The organism is Stenotrophomonas sp. X, assembly GCF_055721025.1.
In genome coordinates this window covers 3,805,073-3,828,415 of the sequence record NZ_CM146756.1, presented here as the reverse complement: position 1 = coordinate 3,828,415, position 23,343 = coordinate 3,805,073, and the positions used below count along the sequence as shown (strand labels likewise).

The window sequence follows — 23,343 nt, the reverse complement described above, 5'->3', positions numbered from 1 at the left end:
CAACCGGGGTTGAGGTCAAGGGTGCTGGTCGTGTCACGCCAGCGTCGCCTGCACCCGGTACAAAGGCCGCGTCCGCCCGTCACCGCTGGGCCAGGACGACGAAAGTTCTAAAGTTGCCTTGAATCCGGCCGATACAGGTGCGTCCTTCTGCCTGGAGTCTGTCATGTCGGCCGTTGTCTCCCACCTCCGGTCCCTGCGCACGCGGCTTGCGGTGCTGCGCCCGGCGTCCTCCGGCCTGCTGCTGTGGCTGCAACCGCATCGGCTGAGCGTAGCCAACAAGCTCAAGGCGACCTTGTGGGTCTGTGGCCTGGGACTGGTCGCAATCGCCGCCGTCTATGCCTGGACCGGGCATGCCAGCACGCAGGCTGCGCGCAGCCAGGCCAGCTACCAGCGCGGCAGTGACCTCGCCGCGCGCCTGGCCACGCGGGTGGCCGAAGCGCGCCGCCTGCAGATCCAGTATGCACGCAGTTTCGATGATGCCGACCGCGCGCAGCTGCTGGCCACGCAAAAGGCGCTGCAGGACGATCTGCAGGCGCTGCGCACGATGCCGATGGATGCCGGCCGGCGCAAGGCCCTGCAGGCGTTGACCGAAGCTGCAGGCGCGTTCTCGCAGGGTGTGGCCGCCCTGTTCGAACGGGTCGACGAGATGGGCCGTGGTGAGGCCGGCCTCGCCGCGCAGCTGCAACAGGCTGCAGACACGCTGCAGGGGCAGGTGGATGCGCAGCAGCGGGATGCGCTGGCGTTGTCCCTGCAGAAGATGCGGCGGCAGGAGGCACTGCTGCTGCTCGACGGTGATTCCACCCACGCCGACCGCGCCAGCGAAGAAAAGCTGCCGTTCGATCTCGCGCTGGCGGGCCTGCCCGCGGATGCGCAGGACACCCTGCGCACCGGAATGGAGGCGTATCAGGCCGCATTGCTGGGGTATACCGCTGCCCGTGTCGGCCTGGATGTGGAAGCGCAGTCGCTGCTGGATACCGCTGCGGGCGTAGCGCCTGCGCTGGCCGCATTCCAGCAGGCACAGGCCGCGGCACTGGCCCGTGCCCAGGCCCGCCAGCAGGCTGGTGCGCGCACGATGAGCGTGCTGTTTGCATTGACCGTGCTGCTGGTCGCCGGTGTGCTGATCACCAGCCTCGTGCTGGTGCTGCGTGCAGTGCGCCAGCCGATCCAGGACACCCTGCACTTCGCCAGCGACATCGCCGACGACCGCCTGGACACCACCCTGCGCGTCTACAACGCCAACGACGAGATCGGCCAGCTGGCCCAGCGCCTGGTCGACATGCAGCAGCGCCTGCGCGCGCGTATCGAGACCGAGCGTGCCGTGGCGCGCGGCAACACCCGGGTGCGCCAGGCATTGGACAGTGCGCAGACCGGTTTGATGGTGATCGATGCGGAAGGGCAGGTCGCCTACGCCAACCCGGCACTGCTGCAGCTGCTTGACCTGCGGAACGAAGCGCTGGTGGGCAGCGACGCGGTACGCCTGCATCCGGCGTTGGCCAGCCTGGCCGGCGTGCGCCAGCGCGAAGAGCGCGAGATCGGCCATGCCGGCACGCGTTACCAGCTGATTGCCAACCCCGTCATCGATGACGGGCAATTCCTCGGCGTAGCGGTGGAATGGCGCAGTCGAGCGCTGGAGACCCTGCTGGAAACCGAGGTCGCTGCGCTGGTCGATGCTGCAGCACACGGTGACCTGCACGGTCGCATCGCGCTGGAGGGCAAGCAGGGCTTCGTGCGCACGTTGTCGACCAGCATCAACCGCCTGCTGGCGACGTTTGAAACCAACCTCGGCGACCTGCAGGCATTGCTGGCCGCGCTGGCTCGTGGTGACCTCAGCGCGCGCATGGAGAGTGAGCTGCAGGGCGTGTTCGCGCGCATGCGCGATGATGCCAACGCGACGGTCGCGCAGCTGGGCCGCATCGTCACCCGCATCCAGCACGCCACCTCCAGTCTCGATACCGGCGTTGGCGAGATCGTTGCCGGTCATCAAGATCTGTCACAGCGCACCGAGCAGCAGGCCGCCAACCTGGAAGAGACCGCCGCTTCCATGCACGAACTGACCGATACGGTCGGTCGCAATGCTGATGCCGCAGGCCGTGCCGACGCGCTGGTCAAGGGTGCGGCAGCGGTGGCGCAGCGCGGCGGCGAGGCTGTCGGCCAGGTGGTGGCGACCATGCAGGGCATCAGCGAGGCATCGCGGCGGATCGGCGACATTACCCAGCTGATCGACGGCATCGCCTTCCAGACCAACATCCTGGCGCTGAATGCGGCGGTGGAAGCGGCGCGTGCCGGTGAGCAGGGCCGCAGTTTCGCCGTGGTGGCCGCGGAAGTGCGCCTGCTTGCACAACGCAGCGCAGAGGCGGCCAAGCAGATCAAGGGCCTGATCGAGGATTCGGTGGCGCGTGTGGGACAGGGCAACCAGCAGGCCGAACAGGCCGGCACCACGATGGGCGAAATCGTCGGCAGCGTGCAGCAGCTGGCCGAGCTGCTGGCGGCTATCCGCAGTGCGTCGCACGACCAGCATGCCGGCATCGCACAGGTGAACCAGACCATCGTGCAGATGGAAGCCAGCACCCAACGTAACGCCAGCCTGGTGGAAGAGGCCGGTGCCTCCACGGCGCAGATGCAGGTCCAGGTGCGTGCCCTGGCCGAAGCGGTGGGCGCATTCCGTTTGCAGTGGATGCCGCAGCCGCGCGCCGCAGCGGCCTGGTCAGCCGAGCGTAGGCTCGGCGCTACATCGGCTGCAGGAACACTGTAGAGCCGAGCCCATGCTCGGCTCACACCAGCGTTCGGCGGCAGGAATCAATACACGTCGCGGCGGTAGCGCCCGTTTTCCAGCAGCGTTTCCACCGCTTCATCACCCAGCGCGGTTCGCAGCACCTGGTCCACGCCTTCGGCCATGCCCTGCAACGACCCGCAGACATGGATCACCGCACCGCGCTGCATCCAGTCGCGCAGCGTTCCGGTGGCCGCCTGCAGGCGATCCTGCACATAACCGCCGTCGCCATCGCGCGAGAACGCCAGGTCCAACCGGGCGAGATGGCCATCGGCCTGCCACGCTTCGATCTCGTCAGCGAACAGGAAATCGTGCGCACGCTGGCGTTCGCCGAACAACAGCCAGTGCCCGTGTTCGCCTGCACGGGCGGCTTCGCGCAACAGGCTGCGCAGCCCGGCGATGCCGGTGCCGTTGCCGATCAGCACCATCGGCGCGCCAATGACGCGATGGAAACCGGGATTGCGATGCACGCGGGCGACGATGCCGGCATCGATCGGCGCATGCAACGACAGCCAGCCCGAGCCCAACCCGGCTCGACCGGAGGCGTCATGCACCAGCCGCACCACCAGCTCCACCACGCCATCATCCGTGCAGGAGGCGATCGAATACTCGCGACTGGGCAGCAGCGGCAGCCCGGCCAGCCACAGGCAGGCATCCTGCACCGCCAGCGCAGCATCGGCCTCGGGCAGCTCGCGTTCACTGGCCAGCGCCAGCAGCGTGCGCGGATGGCCATCGACCAGCAGTGGCTGCAGCGGATCCAGCCCATGCGCCTTCAGCACGGCACCGGCGTGCTGGGCATTGTGGCGGGGCGCGATGTGCAGGATGTCACCCGCCTGCCACTGCACGTCGGCCGGTGCGGCAAGACGGATACGCCAGATGGCTCCGCCGACGCTGCCAGGGTTGAGGCGGTCGCGGCCGAGCAGGCGCCACTCATGCATCTGCGTAGCCGCAGGCAGCACGCTGTCATCGGTGACGATGCCGGTGAGCGCACCCAGCTCCTGCTGCCACCGGCGCAGCGCCGGGACCGAGGCGGCATCGACGTCGACGCGCTCGAACAGTGCACGCGCGCCGTTTCCGATCAACCAGCCATCGACCCGGCGGCCGAAGCCGCAGTAGTGCGGGTACTGGCGGTCACCCAGCGCGAGCAGGCCGAACTGCAGGCCCGAAAGGTCCAGCGCTTGTGCCAGCAACTGCCGCGCTGCGCGCCGGGCGGCATCGGGCGGCTCGCCGTCGCCGAAGGTGCTCAGCACGAACAGCGCGCTCGATGCACGCAGCAGGAGCGCGGCATCGATGCGCGCCAGCGGCAGCACCCGCACCGCATGGCCGGCCGCCTGCAGCTGTGCCGCCGCGCGCCACGCCAGCTGTTCGCCCAGTCCGCTCTGGCTGGCATGCACCACCAGCCACGCTGCGTTGCCGGCATCGCTGGCCGGCATCGGTAGTGCCTGGAGCAGCCCGCGCGCGGCACGCTGGCTGCGGCGGCGGTCCAGGTACAGCATCCAGCCGGTGATGAAGAACAGGCTCATGCCCAGGCTGCTGAGCATCACCACCACGCGGCCGGGCACACCGAAGTAGCTGCCCGAATGCAGCGCGAACACACTGGTGGCCAACTGTCCGCCCGCGCCCTGGCGTGCGTACGGACGGGCATCGAGAACGGCACCGCTGGCCGGATCGAGCTGCAGCAGGTCATGCGCACGATCGTGGTGGCCGCCGCGCTGCGACGGATCACCGGCCATCACCCGAACATTCAGTGCCTGTCCGGGCTTCTCCGGCAGGCGCAGGTCAATGAAGCCGGCGCGCACGCCCGGCAGCGCGTACAGCGTGGCTTCAATGCGGTGCAGGTCCAGCGACGCATCGGTGGCAACCTGGTGCTTGGCCGTCGGTGGGACGCCCAGCAGCTTGCTGGCCGCGCTGCGATACCCGTCGAACGACCACCACAGGCCGGTCAGCGCACTCATCAGGTAGATCAGCAGCACCCAGGTGCCGACTACCGAGTGCAGGCTCCACAGGAAGCCGCGCCCGCTGCGTTTCCACTCCACTGCCAGCCAGCTGCGCCAGTGCCACCAGCGTCGTGGCCAGCGCAGGTAGAGGCCGGACAGGGTGAAGAACAGCAGGGCGATGGCACAGCTGCCGGTGATCCACTTGCCGCGTTCGCCCGCGGCAAGGTGGCGATGCAGGTCCTCGACGAAGTCGAAGAACGCCTGGCCGCGCAGGGCGCTGAAGCGCTCACCGCTGTACGGGTCGAAGTACACCCAGTGTTCCCTGCCACCGGCAAAGCGCGCCACCGACGGCCGCTGTCCGGTGGCATCGATACGCAGGCGTTGCAGGGGGCGTTCGCTGCCGGCCTGGAGCAGCGGCACCAGTTCACTGAGTGCAAGGGGAGGCTGCCCGTCGGCATGGTGCTCGGCGATCTCGGCAAAGCCGGGATTGGCGGCGCGCAGCAGTTCGTCCTCGAAGGACAGCGTGGCGCCACTGAGGCCCATCACGGCCAGGACGGCACCTGCGGTGATGCCCAGCAGCCAGTGCAGTTGGAACAGGACGTTCTTGAACATCGAAGAAGGAGGGCCCGGGAGGCTGCCGCCCGCATCCTGCGCAACAGCAAATGAGAATTAGTCGCGGAATTCTCCGTGGCGCGTTGGCTGCGGTCAAGCCGTTGGACAGAGGCCGGGCTGTGCCTGGCCTCTGCCCCCGTCGCGGTGTACTTGGACGCAGGGAAGCAGCCTTCCCTGGCTGTCGTCCCGGGTCTTCACGCAGGGCTCAGAACTTCCAGCCTACCCGCGCGTAATAGAAGCCGCCGTTGAATCCATAGGGCGAGTGCACGGGGTACTGCGCGCCGGCCACCCCGCTCCAGGGGTTGTCGGCCGGCGTGCGGTCGAACAGGTTCTGCGCGCCGAGGCTGAAATACAGGCCCGAATCGAACTTCCAGCCCACCTCTGCATCCACGATCAGCGCGCTGCCGCCGTAGATCGGCAGGCCCCCGTCCTCGGCGGAGATCACGCCGCTGTCCAGATGGTCTTCGTACCAGCTGCTGTAGTAATTGAAGCGCAGGTTGGCATGGAAGATCTGCCGCTGGTGGTGGATGCTGAAGTAGCCCTTGGTCCTGGGCAGCGATTTTTCCAGCTTGTAGACGCGGGCTTCGTCGATGAAGTCGGTGTCGTAGCGATCCACCCTGGTGCGGTTCCAGTTGGCGGCAAGCGAGTAGGTGGTTACCCCGCCGAAGTGATCGCTCTTGAAGCTGGTCACCAGATCCACGCCGGTCGTGGTGGTATCGAAGGCGTTGCCGAAGTAGGTCACCTGCGAAATGGAGGCGGCCTCCGCATTGCCGCCGGCCACCAGCGCCGCGCGCTCTTCCGGGGTGACCGCAAAGCTGGTGCTCAACGCGATGCGGTCTTCCACCTTGATCTGGTAGCCGTCCAGGGTGATCAGCCAGTCGCCCGCGGTCCACACCGCTCCCAGTGACACATTCCTGGACTCTTCCGGACTGAGCGGCTGGGCGCCCTTCAGTTGCGCGATCGGGTTGGTGGGCGGAAGCGTGGCAATGTCCTCCAGCGCGGTGCCGCCGAACACGGTGCTGATCTGGCTGACGTTGGCTTGGCCGGGAGTCGGTGCGCGGAAGCCGGTGTTGTAGGCACCGCGCAGGGCGAAGTGCTCGTTGAAGTCGAAACGCGCGGTGAACTTGCCGGTAGTGGTGCTGCCGAACGAATCGTAGTCCTCGTAGCGCAGCGCACCGGCCAGCAGCAGCTTGTCGGTGAGCTGGGCTTCCAGGTCGGCATAGGCCGCCCAGTTGCGGCGATCAAAAGTGCCGGCGGTGCGCGTGCTGAAACCATTGAAACCGTTGGAGCCAAGCGCGAAGCCCTGTTCGGTCAGCGGGCCGATGGCGGTGGATGGGCCATCACCGGGGCTGATCCTGAAGCTCTCCTCGCGCCATTCGGCGCCCATCGCCAGGCGCAGCGGCTGGCTGCTGAAGCTGGCCGGTATGTCCCGGCTTACGTCCACGTTGAGGTTCTTTTCGGTCTGGGTGTTACCGCCGGGCCGGAACAGCAACTCGGCCGGCTGGTCAGGCCCGAGCGACGCGTTGACGGTGTTGTAGATGGTGAATTCAATATCGTTGCGGCCCCAGGAGCCGCTTACGTCCCAGTACCACTGGCCCCACGTGCCCTTGGCGCCAGCGAACACCGAAGCGTCCTCCAGTTCGCCGCCGAAGCGTGGGGTGAAGCCACCGGGCAGACTGGAGAGGAAGGTGAAGCAGTTGGCCGGCAGCGCACCCACGGCGCCACTTACGGTGCTGTAGGGCAGCAGGCTGCCGGCGCCGTCGCGCAGGGCGATGGAAGGGCAGCTGCCCACGCCGGTCAGGTTGCCCACCAGCAGCGTCTCCCCCCCATCATTGGAGTACACGCCCGAACGCGCGGTGGGGTCGCGGTAGTAGAACCCGCCGTCCACCTTGCGCTTGGCATAGTTGCCGAACAGGTAGAACTCCACGTTTTCGGTGTTGTAGCCGAGGTTGGCGACCAGCTTGAGGTCGTCGTCCACCTTCGGCGATCCCCAGATCTGCGCCGGGTCGTTCACCCCGGGGTAGCCGGCCGCCGCCACCGCGGCGGCATCATCGCGCTGCACGCTGCGCGAAGTGTCGTCGGCCTTGCGCCACTCAGCCGTCAGGGTGGCGAAACCGTGCTCGGTCAGCGGAAGGCCGATCTGCGCCGAGTACTGGGTGGTAAGCCCGTCGCCCTTGTAGTACTGCCCGGCGAAGACCTCGGCAGTACCGCCTTCGCGCAGCTTCTTCAGGCCGAAGTTGAGCACGCCGGCGATGGCGTCCGATCCATACTGCGCGGCGGCACCGTCGCGCAGGACGTCGACCTGCTCCAGTGCCAGTGACGGGAACACCGAAAGGTCAGGGCCCTGCGCACCATCGGAGAGGCCATGGCCGAGGAAGGTGATCACCGCCGAGCGGTGGAAACGCTTGCCGTTGACCAGCAGCAGGGTGTTGTCCGGCGGCAGGCCACGCAGGTTGGCCGGACGCACCAGGCTGGCCGCATCGTCGATGGGAATCGTGCTGACGTTGAAGGAAGGCACCAGCACCTTGAGCTGGTCGAGGGCGTCGGTCGCGCCCTGGTTGCGGAACTCTTCACCGCTGATGATGTCGATCGGCACCGCCGACGACGACACCGTGCGCGGTTTGGTGCGGCTGCCCAGCACCGAAACGGTATCCAGGGTGGTGGCCGCGTCGGGCGTCGTCGATGTGCTGCTGTCCTGCGCCCATGCAGCGGGGCTGGTGGACAGCAGCGCGGTGGCGAGGGCCACCATTACTGCGGATGCCAAGGGCGTGATTGCGTCTGGAGCCCGAACACTTCTGCGAATTCCGTGTTTCATGCATGCACCCTGCAGTCGATTTGAGAGGTTTGTCGGTCAGTGGTTCATCCTGTTGGTTCTCCTTGCAGCCAGGGCCCTGGTCGCTAAACGTAGAATTAACAGAACGTAAACCGTACCGCAACGGATCTTTCGATTTAAGGTGCAAACTCGCGGAATGGATCGCAGAACAGTCTCATATGTATGCTGAAAGCACGTAGTATGTGCTTCAGGCAACCATCAGGAATGTCCCGTGTCTACGCTCATTGCCGATCCCGTTGCACAGGTCCGCGCCTTCAACCGCTTCTACACCCGCAGGATCGCCGTGCTCGAGGAGCGGTTGCTGCACAGCGACTTCACCCTCACCGAAGCGCGGGTGCTGTTCGAACTGGCGACGGGCCAGGGCATCACAGCTGCGCAGCTGGGCCATCGGCTGGACCTCAACGCGGGCTACCTCAGCCGGTTGTTGAGCGGGCTGCAGGCGCGCGGTCTGGTTCAACGCGAGCCATCGGTGATGGACGCGCGCGCGAACCGGCTGGTGTTGACCGAGGCGGGCCGCGCCGCCTTCGCACAGCTGGATGCAGCGTCCAGCGAAAGCATCGGTGCCATGCTGGGAGGCATCAGTGAAGCGGGATGCCAGCGCCTTCTGGAGGCGATGGGACACATCCAGGCGCTGCTGGGAGGTGCATCGTCGGGTTGCGTGCTACGCGATCCCCGCCCCGGCGACATGGGCTGGGTGATCCAGAAGCACGGCGCGCTGTATGCACGCGAATTCGGGTGGAACGCGGAGTTTGAAGCGCTGGTGGCCGACATCGTCACCCGCTACCTGCGCGAGCATGACCCGCAGACCGAGCGCTGCTGGATCGCCGAACTGGATGGCACCGCGGTGGGCTCGGTGTTCGTGGTCCGGCACGACGCGCACAATGCCAAGCTGCGGCTGCTGCACGTCGATGCCAGTGCGCGCAGGCGGGGCATCGGGCAGCGGCTGGTGGAGGAGGCGATGAGTTTCGCGCGCGCGGTGGGCTACAAGCGCATGGTGCTGTGGACCAATGCCGCGCTCACCGACGCGCGCGGCCTGTACGAACGGGCCGGTTTCGAGTTGATAGCAGAGCAGAACGAACAGCTGTTCGGCCAGCCGCAGGTGTCCCAGCTGTGGGCGCGCCCGCTGGTCTGATGCGATCGGCATGCTGCCTGGACCCGCATGCTGCCGGCGCAGGACGTTCTCCAGCAGGTTGTTGAGTGGCACCTGCACCGCCGACGCAGGCCTATGGGGCGGCCCATGCCTCGATCTCGCCGTGGGCGAACGGTCCCAGCTTCGCTTTTACCATTCGCCCCTGCGCATCGAACAACACGCTGTAGGGCAGCAGGCCTTGCGCGTTGCCGAGCTGCACGCTGGCATCGCGCGGGCCCGGTGTCTCGATCACGATCGGGTAGTCCACCGGCACCTGCTGCAGGAAACCGCGCACGTCGTCCGTGGTGTCCAGCGCCAGACCCAGCACCTGCACACCGTTGTCGCCCTGGGCATCGGCGAAGCGCGCCAGTTCGGGCATCTCTTCCACGCAGGGCGCACACCAGCTGGCCCAGACGTTGATCAGCAGCGGCCGGCCGGCGAAGCGATCGCGCAGGACCAATGGCTGACCCGCCAGGTCCGGCAGTGTCAGCGCGGGCAACTGATCGCCCACCTGCAGCGTGGGCTTCATGGCCGTCGCCCTGGAAGCCGTCGCTGGCGCGGCAGGTGATGATGGGCCGGGGGCCAGCCGGTGCCCGGCCCACAGGCCGAGGCCGGCGGCCAGCACCGCTGTCCACAGCAGCGCTGGCCGTTGCCACTTCATCGTGCGGTGCGCAGCAGCGCTTCCTCGACCACCGCCTGGGTCAGCAGGGTCGGCAGCACGGTCGGCGGCGCGCCGGGGCCGTACACCACGTACAGCGGTACGCCCACCGCCTTGTGCTCTTCCAGGAACGTGGTGATCTGCGGGTCGACGTTGGTGTAGTCACCGCGCATGTACACCGCATTGGTGCGCTTGAGCAGTTCCTTGAACTCCGGCCGTGACAGCACCGCACGTTCGTTGGCCTTGCAGCTCACGCACCAGTCGGCGGTCATGTTGACGAACACCACGCGGTTGTCGGCGCGCAGGCGGTCCAGCAGCTGCGGCGAATACTCGACCACGTTGTCGCTGGCGGCCTGTGCGGCCCTCGCCGGCGGTGCCAGCTGGGTCACGCCCCAGGCCGGAACCAGCGCACCGATCGCCAGCAGCACGCCGAGCAGGGTCCCCGCACGCGAGCCGGTCCAGCGGTTGCGTTCAAACAGCCACAGGCCGAACGCGAACAGCAGCAGGCCACCCAGCACCAGCGCCATGCCGTCCACGCCGCGCTGCTTGCCCAGCACCCACAGCAGCCACAGCGCAGTGGCGTACATCGGGAAGGCCAGCACGTGCTTGAGCGTTTCCATCCACGGGCCGGGCTTGGGCAGGCGGCGTGCCAGCGCTGGCACGAAGCCGATCAGCAGGAACGGCAGCGCCAGGCCCAGGCCGAGGAACAGGAACACGGTCATCGCCTTCAGCGGCGGGGCAATGAAGGCGTAGGCGATCGCACCGCCCATGAACGGGCCGACGCAGGCACTGCCGACCACGCAAGCCAGCGCACCGGTGAAGAAGTCACCGGCCGGGCCGCTGCGGCTGGCCAGCGACTGGCCAAGGTTGCCGATGCCGCCGCCGAGGGTGAACACGCCGGACAGGCTCAGGCCCACCGCGAACATGATGTAGGCCAGTGCCGCCACCACGCCCGGGTGCTGCAACTGGAAGCCGATGCCGACGGCGTTGCCGATCGCGCGCAGGCTGACCATCAATGCGCCGATCACGGCGAACGCGACCAGCACGCCCAACGTGTACCAGAGCGCGTGGCTGCGGGCGCGCTGCGGGCTTTCGCCGCTCTGCGCCAGGCTCAGCACCTTCAGCGACAGGATCGGCAGCACGCAGGGCATCAGGTTCAGCACCAGTCCACCGGCCAGCGCCAGCAGCAGCACCCAGACGAACGAACGGTCCGGGTTCGGGGTGGTCGCCGGCGGACGCGTGCGCAGCGCATTGTCACCACGCGCGTCGGTGGCGAACGCGTTGCCTGCGCCCTGGCCGCCCGTGGCGGCGGGAGTGGCGTTGCCGTCGTTGGGTACGGTCGGCAGCAGGCGCAGCGGTACGCCATTGGCGGATTCACGCGGCGCACCGGCAGCGCGCGGCGCATTGACGGCTTCCTCGCGCACTGGCGCCTGGCCGGTGCCGGCGTTGAGCTTGCCGGCCGGAATCGACAGCTTCACCCGACGGGTCATCGGCGGGTAGCAGATACCATCGGTCTGGCAGCCCTGGAAGGTCACCACCAGGGTGCTGTCGACCGCATCAGTGACGGTGCGGCGCAGCGGCAGCGGCACTTCCACCTGGTTGAAGTACACCGAGACATCGCCGAAGTGCTCGTCGCGATGCGACTGCGCGGCCGGCCAGCGCGGCTTGTCGGCGAGCACGCCGGCGCTGCCTTCCAGCTTCAGCGAAGTGCGGTCGCGGTACAGGTAGTAGCCGGGTGCCGGGCTGAAGCGCAGCAGCAGGGTGTTGCCGTCGCTGGCGATGGCATCGAAGCCGAACGCCTGTTCCGACGGCAGCGGCAGCGCCTGGCTGTTGTTGGCCGCGCCCGGCAGGCGCAGGCCACCGCTGTTGCCGGCACCGGCCAGCGGGTTGTTGAACGGACTGGCGGCACCGGTACGCGCGGCAGGCACCGCCGCCGCCGCACCGGCACCCGGCAGGGTGACCTGCACCACGCGCTTCTGCGGCGGGTAGCAGACGCCGGCATCGGCGCAGCCCTGGTAGCGTACTTCCAGGCTGATGGTGCCGGCGGCGTCCGTCGGCGTGCCGGGCAGGGTGGCCTGCAGGCGCTCCCGATAGGTTTCGACCTCGCCGAAGAAGTCATCGTGGTGCCTGTCACCCTTGGGCATCTGCAGCGTGCCGGCATTGAATGCCGGATCCGCCTTGACGCTGGTGCGGTGGCGATACAGGTAGTAGCCCGGTGCGATCTTGAACTGCAGTTGCACCTGGCCCCGTTCGGGAGCAGTGGCGGTCAGCGCGAACGCCTGGTCCACCGGCAGCAGGTCCTTCTCATCCAGGGCCAAGGCGGGCAGCGAGAGCCACAACAGGGCGCACAAGGCAGCGCCACGCGCAAACAGAGTCTTCAATCAGTGTCCTCCCGGGTCTGTGCCCGGATCCAGTCCAGATACGCCGGCAGGCCGGCCCGGGTTTCGACCGCGATGCACTCCGGGAGTTCATACGGATGCAGTTCGACGATCCGGGCGATTGCGTCATCGATGCGGCTCGCGGTGGTCTTTACCAGCAGCTGCAGCTCGGCATCGGTGGTCACCTCGTCCTGCCAGCGGTAGGTGGACTGCGCGCCATCAAGGCGGGTCACGCACGCGGCCAGGCGCTCGCCGACCAGCGCGTGCGCGATGCGCTCGGCACTGGCCCGGTCCGGGCAGGTGGTCAACAGCAGCAGGACGGGATCGACGGTCGGCATGACCGCCGAGTATAGGGCCGCCGCCGGGTCAGGGCCCGGCGGCGGCAGTGGACCGCTGCGTTGCGCGGTCAGTTGGCCAGCTGGCAGGTGGCTGGCTTGGCCGAGGTGAACAGGGCCGGGGTCGCCCACTCGGGGTGGTCGATGAACGGGTTGCGATTGCCTTGGAAGCTGTAGACCACGTCATTGCGGGCACGCTCGGCATCATCCGGCGGATCGGACAGGTGCCAGTCGATCAGCGTCGACAGCAGGCCCATGTAGGCCGGCGAACTGCTGGTCTTGACGATCTTGCTGCGGTCGTCGGTCAGCTCCAGGTCCGGCTCGGACTGACCGGTGGCCGCATCCTTGCCACCCTCATAGCGGATCGCCATGTACATCACCGCACGCGCCATGTCGCCCTTGCGCTTGCCCCACACCTCGAAGGTGCCGGTGTTGCCGTCCGGCGTGCGCACCCAGTTGGAATTGCCCGGGTAGCCGCCGCTGCCGCCGCCCTGGCCGTTGTTGGCTTCGGTGGCACGCTCGCCGCAGCTGGCATCGCACTTGGCGAACGGCTTGTTGCCACGGTCGGCGTTCCACTGCGCGTCGGTCAGGTACAGCATGTGCGTGTCGGTGTACGGCGCGTAGGGCAGGCCCTTGTCACCGGTGGTGGTGGCAAAGCCCAGCGAGTTCGGCCAGGTGTGCTCGCGGTTGTAGGTCAGCCCGCTGCCGGTGCCCGCACGATCACTGACCTTGGCGTAGCTGCGGTTGCGGTAGGCATCGAGGATGCGGTTCGGGTTGTTCGGATCCTCGTCGGCGATTTCCAGGATGGTCCAGGTGCTGGTGCCCGAGCCGCTGTACGGGTAGGCGGTATGGCCCTTGATGGTGGCGTGCAGCGAGCAGCGCAGCTGGCTGGGGCTGCTGGTGTTGACCCTGGAGTAGTAGCCGGCCGGCACGCCCGGGTTGCCTGGGTCCGGATTGCCGCCGGTGCTGGACACGGTGAAGGCGATGCGGCTGTCGGCGGCCGGATGCGCGCCCTGCAGGTCGGTGATGCGCGCGGCGCGGATGTCGAAGCGGCAGGCTTCACCGGCCACCAGCGCGGTATTGGTGGACAGCTTCACACTGCGGCCGCTGGCCGGGAAGGTCAGCGGCACGGTGCCGGAGGTGCCGCAGCTCAGGGCGAAGGCGCCACTGGCCAGGTTCACCGTCTCGCTGAACACCACTTCCAGGTCGGCGGCAGCGGGGAAGGTGCTGCTGCCCTGCGCCGGGGTGGTGGTGGAGACTGACGGCGGCGTGTTGGGGCCTGGCGTGCCGCCGCCGCTGAAGGTCTGGCCGTTGTTGCAGCTGCCGAACGTCTGCCCGGCCGATTCGGCCCAGGTGAAGTGGGCGTACTGGCTGCCGCTGCCGGTCAGCTGCAGTGACGTACCCGGCGCGGTGCTGTTGCTTTCGGCCACCGGGATGTTCTGGCTGGTCATGCCCGCGGCAGGGCCGCCGGAGGCGGTGATGGCACCCTCGTAGCTGAGGAACTGGACCACCTTGCCGCTGGCATCGACCAGGGCGATGCCGTCGTTCGGACCATTCTGGAGGCCGTTGGTCGGGTAGTTGACCACGGCGATGGTGGCGCTGCCGCAGCCGGCGGCGGTGCCGGCTGGGACCGGATTGTTGGCGTAGACGGTGGCGGCCGACGGGTTGCTGCCGTTGTAGAGGTACAGGCGGTAGCCGGACAGGTCCTCACCGGCAGTGGCTACGACCTCGATCGCTTCGCCGACGTCACCGGCGGCGGTGCTGTCGTCGTAGTGCAGTTCATTGATGAAGACCTCGGCCTGGACCGGCGCGGCGGCCAGCGCCAGCAGGCAGGCGGCGGCAAGCGGGGACAGCAATCGCATCGACTACTCCTTGTGATTGGGAATGCCTGACCGAGCCTAAGGCCGATCCAGTGACACTTTGTCGTAAATGAACGTCAGATATCTGACAGTGCGACGCTTGTCACCGAAATTGATCTGGACCGACGCCCTGGCCGAGGCGCGCGGGCGAAAAAATTTTTTCATTCCGCCCTTGAAAGGGGGCGGCAGGGCTCCATCTCTGCCCTGCTCCCGACGTTGTCGGGTTTCTTCACGTGCGGTTCTGGCACTCGCCTGGGGTGAGTGCTAACATCGCCGGACTTTTTTAGACCAATCAATCACTTAAGAGGTCTCCTATGAGCATCAAGCCGCTGCACGACCGCGTTGTGGTCAAGCCGATCGAAGCCGACGAAATCTCCGCCGGTGGCATCGTCATCCCCGACTCGGCCAAGGAAAAGTCCACCAAGGGTGAGGTCGTGGCCGTCGGCCCGGGCAAGCCGCTGGACAACGGCAACGTGCGCGCGCCGTCGCTGAAGGTCGGTGACAAGGTCATCTACGGCCAGTACGCCGGCAGCTCGTACAAGAGCGAAGGCGTCGAATACAAGGTCCTGCGCGAAGACGACGTGCTCGCCGTCATCGGCTGAGCCCCGGCGCGACCTGTTTCAACCTGATCCCAAACTCCCAGCCGCCGGGCATCGTCCGGCGCTACCAATGAGGTAAATGCAATGGCTGCCAAGGATATTCGTTTCGGTGAAGACGCCCGTTCGCGCATGGTGCGCGGCGTCAATGTTCTCGCCAATGCCGTCAAGGCCACCCTGGGCCCGAAGGGCCGCAACGTCGTGCTGGAAAAGAGCTTCGGCGCCCCGACCATCACCAAGGACGGCGTCTCCGTCGCCAAGGAAATCGAACTGGCTGACAAGTTCGAGAACATGGGCGCGCAGATGGTGAAGGAAGTCGCGTCGCGCACCAACGACGATGCCGGCGACGGCACCACCACCGCCACCGTGCTGGCCCAGGCCCTGATCCGCGAAGGCGCCAAGGCCGTTGCCGCCGGCATGAATCCGATGGACCTCAAGCGCGGTATCGACAAGGCCGTTTCGGCTGCCGTCGCCGAGCTGAAGAACATCTCCAAGCCGACCGCCGACGACAAGGCGATTGCCCAGGTCGGTACCATCTCGGCCAACTCGGATGAGTCGATCGGCCAGATCATCGCTGACGCGATGAAGGAAGTCGGCAAGGAAGGCGTCATCACCGTTGAAGAAGGCTCGGGCCTGGACAACGAGCTGGACGTGGTCAAGGGCATGCAGTTCGACCGCGGCTACCTGTCGCCGTACTTCATCAACAACCAGCAGTCGCAGACCGCTGACCTGGATGACCCGTTCATCCTGCTGCACGACAAGAAGATCTCCAACGTCCGTGACCTGCTGCCGGTGCTGGAAGGCGTCGCCAAGGCCGGCAAGCCGCTGCTGATCGTCGCTGAAGAAGTCGAAGGCGAAGCGCTGGCGACCCTGGTGGTCAACACCATCCGTGGCATCGTCAAGGTCGTGGCCGTCAAGGCCCCGGGCTTCGGTGACCGTCGCAAGGCGATGCTGGAAGACATGGCCGTGCTGACCGGCGGCACCGTGATCTCCGAAGAAGTCGGCCTGTCGCTGGAAAAGGCCACCATCAAGGACCTGGGCCGCGCCAAGAAGGTGCAGGTCTCCAAGGAGAACACCACCATCATCGACGGCGTCGGCGACAAGGCCAACGTTGATGCACGCGTGGCGCAGATCAAGACCCAGATCCAGGACACCTCCTCGGATTACGATCGCGAGAAGCTGCAGGAACGCGTGGCCAAGCTGGCCGGCGGCGTTGCCGTGATCAAGGTCGGCGCCTCGACCGAAATCGAAATGAAGGAAAAGAAGGATCGCGTCGACGACGCCCTGCACGCCACCCGTGCAGCCGTTGAAGAAGGCGTGGTCCCGGGCGGCGGCGTTGCCCTGGTCCGCGCGATCACCGCGCTGGCCGGCCTGAAGGGTGCCAACGAAGACCAGAACCACGGCATCCAGATTGCCCTGCGTGCGATGGAAGCCCCGCTGCGCGAGATCGTGGCCAACGCTGGCGACGAGCCGTCCGTCATCATCAACAAGGTCAAGGAAGGCACCGGCAGCTTCGGCTACAACGCGGCCACCGGCGAGTTCGGCGACATGCTGCAGTTCGGCATCCTGGACCCGACCAAGGTGACCCGTTCGGCCCTGCAGAACGCGGCCTCGATCGCCGGCCTGATGATCACCACCGAAGCCATGGTTGCCGAAGCTCCGAAGAAGGACGAGCCGGCCATGGGCGGCGCTGGTGGCATGGGCGGCATGGGCGGCATGGGCGGCATGGACTTCTAAGTCCACGCCTCCGGCGGTCGTTGCCGGCCTTGGTCGGCACGCCTTCCCGATGTGATGTAAAGAAGAACCCCGCCGCAAGGCGGGGTTTTTCGTTGCCCGGTTGCCGTCGCCGCAGTGCATCGCTACGCTCGGTGACCATGCCTACCTCGTTCATCGTCGTTGACGACTTCCTTTCTCCCGCCGATGCGCAAGGGTTGCGCCAGGCGGCACTGGGCCTGGACTATCCCGTCCAGGAGGGCGCATTCCCCGGCCGCAATTCACAGCAGCGGCTGGAGTTGGAGGGACTGTCCGGTGCGGTCTCGCGACTGGTCAACGAACCGCTGCGGCCGGTCAACCCGCTGCAGTCGCACGGCAAGTTCCGCCTTACCCTCGCCGGCGACATCGGCCGCGCCAAGGTACACGCCGACCACTCGCACTGGTCGGGCATTCTCTACCTGAGTGCACCGGAGCACTGCGAGGGCGGCACCGAGTTCTTCCGCCATCGCCGTACCGGCACCGAGCGCATGGCCCTGGACGCGGCGGAGCTGGCCGCATTGGGCTACGCCGACGGCGGCGACATGCATCGCGACATCATCGAGCGCGACAGCAACGACGACAGCCAGTGGGAAATGACCATGCGCATTCCGATGCGCTTCAACCGGCTGGTGCTGCTGCGGCCCTGGTTCTGGCACACCGCCGGGCCAGCGTTCGGTGATCGACCGGAGAATGGCCGGCTGGTATACCTGATGTTCTTCGAGCAGGCGCGCTGAGGAGTGCCATCCACGCATGGCGTGGATGCTCCCCCCTGGCCGCGTTCGCCATGCAGGCGTGATCGCACCCTCATTCGACGAATGCCTTCGCCGCACCATACTCCCACTGCCACGGCACGCCGGTATCGCCCAGTACGAATGCCACCAGTGCCGGGAACGCAGCTTCCGCCCGTACATCGTTGCCCAGAATCACCACGCAGCGTTTGTGCCGTTCGATGCACACCAGCGTGTTGCCGACCGCATCGTCGTGGCCGCCCTTGTAGAAGCCTGCGCCCTGCGGGCCGCGGAACGTCACCACGCCCAGGCCCGCGGCCAGATCCTTGCGTTGCTGCGCCACGGGCAGCTCCGGCTGCAGCGTGGGGAACTGGCTGGCGGTGGTGATCGGCAGCTGCGGCCGCACCAGTTCCCTGCGCATTGCAGGCGACAGCCCATCGCCGCGGACATAGCCGGCGGCGAAGCGCGCCATGTCGGCGATGGTGGTATCCATCGAACCGGCCGCACGCACGCGGCTGCGTTCATCGTGCGGCTCGGCCGTGCCTTCCGCTGTCCAGCCATCGGCCAGGTTGGCGGCGAAATCCTCACGCCACATCATGCTGGTGCGGACCATGCCGAAGCGGTCGAATACCTGCCGCTGCATCAATGCACCCACGTCCTGGCCAAGCCGTCCACGCTCGATCACGAACTGCAACAGGATCAGCCCTTCGCCGGAATAGCCGTAGCGGCTGCCGGGATCGAAGTGGAACCTCAGCCGGCCATCCGGTTCGAGAAAGCCGAAGTTGGCGAAGCCACTGGAATGGTTGAGCAGCAGGCGCGGGGTGAGCTGGCGCCAGCGCGCATCATCGGCCAGTACGCTGTAGTCGGCGTACTTCTTCGGCTCCGGCGGGTAGTCCGGCAGCGGCTTGTCCAGCGCCGTGGCGATGCTGGCGTCCAGCTCGATCCGCGCATCCTGGGCAAGCTGTGCGACCAGGTGGCCGAACGCCATCTTGGTCAGCGAGGCGGCGTACATCACGGTATCGGTGCGCAGCGGCTCGCCTGCGGCGTTGCGTTCGCCGTAGGCGGCCACGTGTACCACCTTGCCGCCATCGATCACCGCCAGCGCCATCCCGCGCGCATGGGCCGCCTGCATCAGCCGCTGTGCTTCGGCATCGATGCGCGCGGGCGAGGGTAGCGGCGGCGCGGCCAGCACGGCCGGCGGGAGCAGCGTCAGCAACAGCAGGACAGCACGGCGCATGCGTGGAACTCCTGGCGGGACGTGGCGCGATGCTACGCCTGCCAGCTCCCGCCGTCATGCGCCAGACGTCAGCCGGGTCGGCGCAGGCAGATCCGCGCGGCACCCGCACCGATGTCCACCTGGCCACCGCGCATCGCGTCGGCACCGAGGATCAAGGCCGGTCGCGCCTCCAGGCCGATCGCCCTGAACACCGGCAGTTCGCTGATCCGGACCTCCATCGGCGGGTGCTGCCAGTTGCCGCCGGTCATGCCGGGCAGGGTGTACAGCCAGGTTGCCTGTGCACCGCCACCCAGCCCCTCGGTGCCCTCTTCACGTGCACGCACCCGAGCATCGCTGCCGTCGGTGCGCAGGCCCAGTGCGCGGGCTGCTTCGGCGTTGAGGACGGTCTGCGCGGCACCGGTGTCGACCACGGCGATGGCGTCCACGCCGGGCGTACCCAAGGCAAGCGTGATGAAGCCGAACTGGCGCAGGCCGTCATCGCGGCCGGGCAGCGCATTGGGTTGGCAACCCGGTCCTTCCAGGTCCAAGCCGCCGGGTGTCCACAGCGCCAGTTGATTGCGGCCGAAGTCCCAACGGGTGTCCCAGCGCCCGGTCAGGTCGTTGCCGATCAAGCCGTCAATGGCCGGATCATCGCCCTTCGCCAGCGATGACAGGTCGACCTGCATGCCGCTGGCCTTCAATTGCCAACTGCCCAGCTGCCACGCTGTGCTGCGCATGCGCTGCAACCGCGCCGCCTTCGCGCTCGCGCCCTGGGCCTGCGACATTGCCGCTTCCGCGTCCTGCAAACCATAGCGCCGCACTACGCGTGCATCGACCAGGGTTGCCCCGGCGGCACTGTCGACCACGAAGCGCAGCGGCTCTGAACGCCCGTCCAGCGAGACGGCCACTGCCGGATGACCGCCCTGCATCCACATCGGCAGGACGTGCTCGGCGGCATCGGAGGCGAGCGCCGGCAAGGGGATGGCGAACAGGGGTAGCAGGAACAGGCGCAAGGGGAGACTCCGCAGTGATCGTGGGCGACCATTGGCGCGCAGCGGCGTATCACCGCGATATCGGCGTTGATACCGTCCTGATACACAGGTGCGGGATACTGGGCGAATGAACACTCCCATCCGCGTCATCGTCGTCGATGACGATGCCAGCATTCGTGACGCCATCGCCGACCACCTGCTGCTGCACGGCTACCAGGTCCGTGTGGCGGCGGATGCAACAGCGCTGGACGTGTTGCTGCAGGTTGAACGTCCTGACCTGATCATCCTCGACTGGATGATGCCCGGTGAGGATGGCCTGTCGGTTTGCCGCCGGCTGCAGGCGCGGGCGATCCCGATCCTGATGCTGTCGGCGATGGGGGCCGCGCCGGATCGCGTGATCGGCCTGGAGATGGGCGCGGACGACTACCTGGCCAAGCCGTTTGACCCGCGCGAGCTGTTGGCGCGGGTACGCGCGCTGCTGCGCAGGCAGGACAAGCTGCGCGCACAGGTGGCCAGCGAGCTGCGGTTTGATGGCTGGCGATTGCTGCCTGACCAGCGTCGCCTGTTCGCGCCGGATGGCGCCGAACTGGCGCTGAGCCGCGGTGAATTCTCCCTGCTGCTGGCACTGGCTGAACGTCCCGGGCGGGTGCTGGCGCGCGAACAGCTGCTGCAGTTGAGTCGCGGCGAAGCCAGCGACAGCGTGGACCGTGCCGTCGACCTTGCGATCAGCCGCCTGCGCCGCAAGCTCGGGCAGGCCGCGTCCGGCGCTGAAGCCCTTGTGCAGACACTGCGTGGCGAAGGGTACCGCTTCAACGCGGAGGTAGGGGTGTTGTGAGCAGCCGGTGGTCAACCACCCGCTGGATCGCGATGCTGGCCTTGGCCAGCCTGCTGCTGGCAACCCTGGTCAGCGTGGCGGTAGTGGGGTGGATGCCCCGGCCCGCGCCGCCACCGATGCGGCTGGACCATGCGATGCAGGTGCTGCGTGGGGAACAGGCGCCGGCGCCACTGGGATTGCATATGTCGACGCAGGACGCGCCACCCCGGGGCAGCGCCAGTGACTGGCTCACCCAGTTGGCGGCGCTGCAGATGGACCTGCCGGCCAGGAATGTACGCCTGGTGTGGACGGGGCAGGGCAGGGCGCCCGATGTGCAGGTCATCGAGGGTGGCGCGGTACTGGACGCCTCCGCTCGTGCTGGCGTGCTGAAATCGCAGGCCGCGTTGCTGACCGCCATGCAGTGGCCGCCGTTCGAACTGGGGATGCGGCAAGCCGATGGCCGATGGCGGGTGGTCGGCAGCGACCACAGTGACCTGGCGGCCTGGCGCCGCCAGGTGATGCTCGCCCTGCTGGGCGGTGCGATCCTGCTGGCCCCTCTGGCGGCGTGGGCGGCGATCCGGTTGGGGCGCCCGCTGCGACGCCTGGCTGAAGCCAGCGCACGGGTCGACCTGCAGGCCGAAACGCCATTGCCTGATGACGGTCCACGCGAAGTGCAGGTACTGGCCACAGCGATCAGCACCGGTCGCGAACGTCTGCGCGCCCAGGCACGGGACATGACGCATATGCTGGCGGCCGTGGCGCATGACCTGCGCACGCCCTTGACCGGCCTGCGCCTGCGCGCGGAGTTCGCTCCCGCGCCACAGGCCGCCAGGATGGTGGCAGACATCGAGCGCATGGATACGATGATCGAGCAGGTGCTCGACTACGCACGCGGTGAGCTGCAGCCGTTGCAGATGCGGATGCTGGATCTTTCAGCGCTGCTGGAGGACTGCGTGCAGGCGGCGCTGCTGCGCGGGGTCGACATTTCCCTTCAGGGCCCGGATACGTTGCCGTGGCATGGCGATGCGCTGCTGCTCCGGCGCGCGGTCGACAACCTCATCGACAACGCCGAGCGCTACGCGGGCGCCGTGGAGCTGTGGGTCGCCATGGCGGGGGATGGAGTGCAGCTGGACGTGATGGACCGCGGCCCTGGCATCGCCGAGATCGATCGCGCACGCCTGCTGCAACCGTTCCAGCGCAGCGAGGGCTCGCGTAGCCGCGCCACCGGGGGCGCCGGACTTGGACTGGCCGTGGCTGCCAACGTGGCGAAGCGCCACGCGGGCGAACTTCAGCTGTTGCACCGGGAGGGCGGGGGGCTGATCGCGCGGCTGCTGCTGGGACGCACTTCCTGAGTCAACTCCGATTTGCTTCCACTGGCCACTCCTCCATATGATTAGGCGCCTAATCATTCAGTGAGGAAAGGATGATCGAAGCCAAGCATCAGGCGTTGCTGGAGGAAGCGCAGCGGCGCGGCCACGCCAACATCGCGCAGCTGCGCCTGTGCTTCCAGCTGCTCTCGCTGTCCTCGTCGATCGATCGCGACTGCGCTACACGGTTGGCACCGCACGGGCTCAGCGAGGGTCGCTTCATCGTGCTGTTCCTGCTGCACGGGGCCGGCGGCGCACTGGCGCCGCACGCGCTGGCCGAGCGCGCTGGCGTGACCCGGGCCACCATCAGCGGCCTGCTCGATGGCCTGCAGCGCGAAGGCCTGCTGCAGCGTCGCAGCGATGACGAGGATGGCCGTCGTCTGCAGATCGTGTTGACCGCACCGGGCAAGCGTTTGGCCGAGTCGCTGTTCGAGCGGCACACTCAATGGATCAGCGGCCTGTTCAACGGCCTGGATGCTGATGAACGGCAGCAGCTGTCACAACTGCTGCACAAGGTCTGGCAGCGCACGGACACCGGGCGGGAAGCCGCCGCATGAGCACGCCCATTCCCGCGGAACGGCTGCGTGCACTCAACAGCGGTAGTGCCGCTGCCACGCATCTGGCCGAATGCCTGGCAGTGGATTTCGCCGCGCTGTTGCAGGCGGTGGCACCTGTGCTCGAGCCGGAAGCGCTGCAACGTATGCGCGATGCCTCCGGCAAGGGCATCACCCAGCGCATGGCGCTGGCGGCGCGGTTGCTGCACGAAGCCGGGCAGGGTGATCCCGCGCACTGGCAGGCACACGCATCAGACACCGTGCGTGGCTGGGCCTGCTACCTGATTGGCGGCGATGCCGGCGCGGCGCTGCCGGCCAAGCTGCGGGCGATGCGTCCGCTGGCTGACGACCCGCACTTCGGCGTGCGCGAATGGGCATGGCTGGCGCTGCGCAGCGACATCGTTGCCGCACCGTTGCAGGCGCTTGAGTACCTGCAGGTGTGGACGCAGGAAGCATCGCCTTACCTGCGCCGCTTCGCCTGCGAAGCGCTGCGCCCACGAGGCGTGTGGTCCACGCATATCGCGCTGTTCAAGCAGCATCCAGAACTCGCGTTGCCGATGCTGGAAGCAATGGCCAACGACCCGGAGCGCTACGTGCAGGACTCGGTCGGGAACTGGCTCAACGATGCCGGCAAGACTCAACCGCAGTGGCTGCGTGAGCTGTGCGCGCGGTGGCAACAGCAGCACCCGGGCGATGCCAACGCCTACATCCGCAAACGCGCCATGCGCTCGTTGCGGTAGTACCGGCTGCAGGCCGGCAATCTCATCAACCTCAAGGAAGGCCTTCCATGTCCTACACCCTCATCGAGCTCTA

17 protein-coding genes are annotated in these 23,343 nt (G+C 67.4%); 9 read left to right on the top strand and 8 right to left on the bottom strand.

Annotation, left to right across the window (positions count from 1 at the left end; all coding sequences use genetic code 11):
* The first annotated feature begins 163 nt into the window (after positions 1-163).
* Complete coding sequence (locus ACZ75I_RS17565) at positions 164-2,752, top strand: methyl-accepting chemotaxis protein (protein WP_472958406.1); 2,589 nt, start codon at positions 164-166, stop codon at positions 2,750-2,752.
* A gap of 44 nt (positions 2,753-2,796) precedes the next feature.
* Here the strand turns inward: ACZ75I_RS17565 and ACZ75I_RS17560 are convergent, their stop codons facing one another.
* Both ACZ75I_RS17560 and ACZ75I_RS17555 read right to left on the bottom strand, forming a co-directional pair.
* The gene (locus ACZ75I_RS17560; RefSeq protein WP_472958404.1) at positions 2,797-5,319 is read right to left on the bottom strand and encodes a PepSY domain-containing protein; all 2,523 of its coding nucleotides are present in this window, start codon (positions 5,317-5,319) and stop codon (positions 2,797-2,799) included.
* A gap of 205 nt (positions 5,320-5,524) precedes the next feature.
* A complete protein-coding gene (locus tag ACZ75I_RS17555; RefSeq protein ID WP_472958402.1) occupies positions 5,525-8,083 on the bottom strand; it encodes a TonB-dependent receptor plug domain-containing protein in 2,559 nt (852 codons plus the stop codon).
* 280 nt (positions 8,084-8,363) lie between these two features.
* Between ACZ75I_RS17555 and ACZ75I_RS17550 the strand changes: the two genes are divergently transcribed.
* Positions 8,364-9,284, top strand: coding sequence for a bifunctional helix-turn-helix transcriptional regulator/GNAT family N-acetyltransferase (locus ACZ75I_RS17550; protein WP_061478152.1), 921 nt, complete (start codon positions 8,364-8,366; stop codon positions 9,282-9,284).
* 91 nt (positions 9,285-9,375) lie between these two features.
* On the opposite strand, the gene ACZ75I_RS17545 is transcribed toward ACZ75I_RS17550, so the two are convergent.
* The 4 genes from ACZ75I_RS17545 to ACZ75I_RS17530 all read right to left on the bottom strand — a co-directional run bounded on the left by ACZ75I_RS17545 (position 9,376) and on the right by ACZ75I_RS17530 (position 14,514).
* Positions 9,376-9,942 carry a TlpA family protein disulfide reductase gene (locus tag ACZ75I_RS17545; RefSeq protein WP_180868855.1) on the bottom strand — a complete coding sequence of 189 codons (567 nt, stop codon included), beginning with the start codon at positions 9,940-9,942 and terminating at the stop codon, positions 9,376-9,378.
* Positions 9,939-12,320, bottom strand: a complete 2,382-nt coding sequence (locus ACZ75I_RS17540; protein WP_180868857.1) for a protein-disulfide reductase DsbD family protein — start codon at positions 12,318-12,320, stop codon at positions 9,939-9,941. Before ACZ75I_RS17540 ends, ACZ75I_RS17545 begins: the two co-directional genes overlap by 4 nt.
* On the bottom strand, positions 12,317-12,655 hold the full coding sequence (gene cutA, locus ACZ75I_RS17535) for a divalent-cation tolerance protein CutA (protein ID WP_180868859.1): 339 nt from the start codon (positions 12,653-12,655) through the stop codon (positions 12,317-12,319). Before cutA ends, ACZ75I_RS17540 begins: the two co-directional genes overlap by 4 nt.
* Positions 12,656-12,723: 68 nt before the next feature.
* Positions 12,724-14,514: an endonuclease gene (locus ACZ75I_RS17530; RefSeq protein WP_472958398.1), complete on the bottom strand. Its 1,791-nt coding sequence runs from the start codon at positions 14,512-14,514 to the stop codon at positions 12,724-12,726.
* A gap of 311 nt (positions 14,515-14,825) precedes the next feature.
* Between ACZ75I_RS17530 and ACZ75I_RS17525 the strand changes: the two genes are divergently transcribed.
* The 3 genes from ACZ75I_RS17525 (at position 14,826) to ACZ75I_RS17515 (ending at position 17,593) form a co-directional block, all read left to right on the top strand.
* On the top strand, positions 14,826-15,113 hold the full coding sequence (locus ACZ75I_RS17525; RefSeq protein WP_005411227.1) for a co-chaperone GroES: 288 nt from the start codon (positions 14,826-14,828) through the stop codon (positions 15,111-15,113).
* A gap of 81 nt (positions 15,114-15,194) precedes the next feature.
* Entirely contained in the window at positions 15,195-16,844 is a 1,650-nt protein-coding gene (groL, locus tag ACZ75I_RS17520; protein ID WP_005411226.1) for a chaperonin GroEL, read from the top strand.
* A 137-nt stretch (positions 16,845-16,981) separates the two neighbouring features.
* Complete coding sequence (locus tag ACZ75I_RS17515; RefSeq protein WP_154351487.1) at positions 16,982-17,593, top strand: DUF6445 family protein; 612 nt, start codon at positions 16,982-16,984, stop codon at positions 17,591-17,593.
* A 70-nt stretch (positions 17,594-17,663) separates the two neighbouring features.
* Here the strand turns inward: ACZ75I_RS17515 and ACZ75I_RS17510 are convergent, their stop codons facing one another.
* A complete protein-coding gene (locus ACZ75I_RS17510; RefSeq protein ID WP_472958394.1) occupies positions 17,664-18,824 on the bottom strand; it encodes a serine hydrolase domain-containing protein in 1,161 nt (386 codons plus the stop codon).
* Between the two features lie 68 nt (positions 18,825-18,892).
* Entirely contained in the window at positions 18,893-19,816 is a 924-nt protein-coding gene (locus ACZ75I_RS17505) for an aspartyl protease family protein (RefSeq protein WP_061478146.1), read from the bottom strand.
* A 106-nt stretch (positions 19,817-19,922) separates the two neighbouring features.
* Between ACZ75I_RS17505 and ACZ75I_RS17500 the strand changes: the two genes are divergently transcribed.
* The 4 genes from ACZ75I_RS17500 to ACZ75I_RS17485 all read left to right on the top strand — a co-directional run bounded on the left by ACZ75I_RS17500 (position 19,923) and on the right by ACZ75I_RS17485 (position 23,270).
* Complete coding sequence (locus ACZ75I_RS17500; RefSeq protein ID WP_053496943.1) at positions 19,923-20,630, top strand: response regulator; 708 nt, start codon at positions 19,923-19,925, stop codon at positions 20,628-20,630.
* 32 nt (positions 20,631-20,662) lie between these two features.
* Positions 20,663-21,961 carry a sensor histidine kinase gene (locus tag ACZ75I_RS17495; protein ID WP_180868868.1) on the top strand — a complete coding sequence of 433 codons (1,299 nt, stop codon included), beginning with the start codon at positions 20,663-20,665 and terminating at the stop codon, positions 21,959-21,961.
* Between the two features lie 71 nt (positions 21,962-22,032).
* Positions 22,033-22,533, top strand: a complete 501-nt coding sequence (locus ACZ75I_RS17490) for a MarR family winged helix-turn-helix transcriptional regulator (protein WP_472958392.1) — start codon at positions 22,033-22,035, stop codon at positions 22,531-22,533.
* On the top strand, positions 22,530-23,270 hold the full coding sequence (locus ACZ75I_RS17485; RefSeq protein ID WP_180868873.1) for a DNA alkylation repair protein: 741 nt from the start codon (positions 22,530-22,532) through the stop codon (positions 23,268-23,270). The genes ACZ75I_RS17490 and ACZ75I_RS17485 overlap by 4 nt, the downstream gene beginning before the upstream one ends.
* Positions 23,271-23,343 lie beyond the last annotated feature (73 nt).

Coding starts and splice junctions, on each gene's coding strand:
- ACZ75I_RS17515 (WP_154351487.1), top strand. CDS start 16,982: ATGCCTACCTCGTTCATCGTCGTTGACGACTTCCTTTCTCCCGCCGAT.
- ACZ75I_RS17545 (WP_180868855.1), bottom strand. CDS start 9,942: ATGAAGTGGCAACGGCCAGCGCTGCTGTGGACAGCGGTGCTGGCCGCC.
- ACZ75I_RS17495 (WP_180868868.1), top strand. CDS start 20,663: ATGCTGGCCTTGGCCAGCCTGCTGCTGGCAACCCTGGTCAGCGTGGCG.
- ACZ75I_RS17510 (WP_472958394.1), bottom strand. CDS start 18,824: ATGCGCCGTGCTGTCCTGCTGTTGCTGACGCTGCTCCCGCCGGCCGTG.
- cutA (WP_180868859.1), bottom strand. CDS start 12,655: ATGCCGACCGTCGATCCCGTCCTGCTGCTGTTGACCACCTGCCCGGAC.
- ACZ75I_RS17560 (WP_472958404.1), bottom strand. CDS start 5,319: ATGTTCAAGAACGTCCTGTTCCAACTGCACTGGCTGCTGGGCATCACC.
- ACZ75I_RS17525 (WP_005411227.1), top strand. CDS start 14,826: ATGAGCATCAAGCCGCTGCACGACCGCGTTGTGGTCAAGCCGATCGAA.
- groL (WP_005411226.1), top strand. CDS start 15,195: ATGGCTGCCAAGGATATTCGTTTCGGTGAAGACGCCCGTTCGCGCATG.
- ACZ75I_RS17490 (WP_472958392.1), top strand. CDS start 22,033: ATGATCGAAGCCAAGCATCAGGCGTTGCTGGAGGAAGCGCAGCGGCGC.
- ACZ75I_RS17500 (WP_053496943.1), top strand. CDS start 19,923: ATGAACACTCCCATCCGCGTCATCGTCGTCGATGACGATGCCAGCATT.
- ACZ75I_RS17485 (WP_180868873.1), top strand. CDS start 22,530: ATGAGCACGCCCATTCCCGCGGAACGGCTGCGTGCACTCAACAGCGGT.
- ACZ75I_RS17530 (WP_472958398.1), bottom strand. CDS start 14,514: ATGCGATTGCTGTCCCCGCTTGCCGCCGCCTGCCTGCTGGCGCTGGCC.
- ACZ75I_RS17565 (WP_472958406.1), top strand. CDS start 164: ATGTCGGCCGTTGTCTCCCACCTCCGGTCCCTGCGCACGCGGCTTGCG.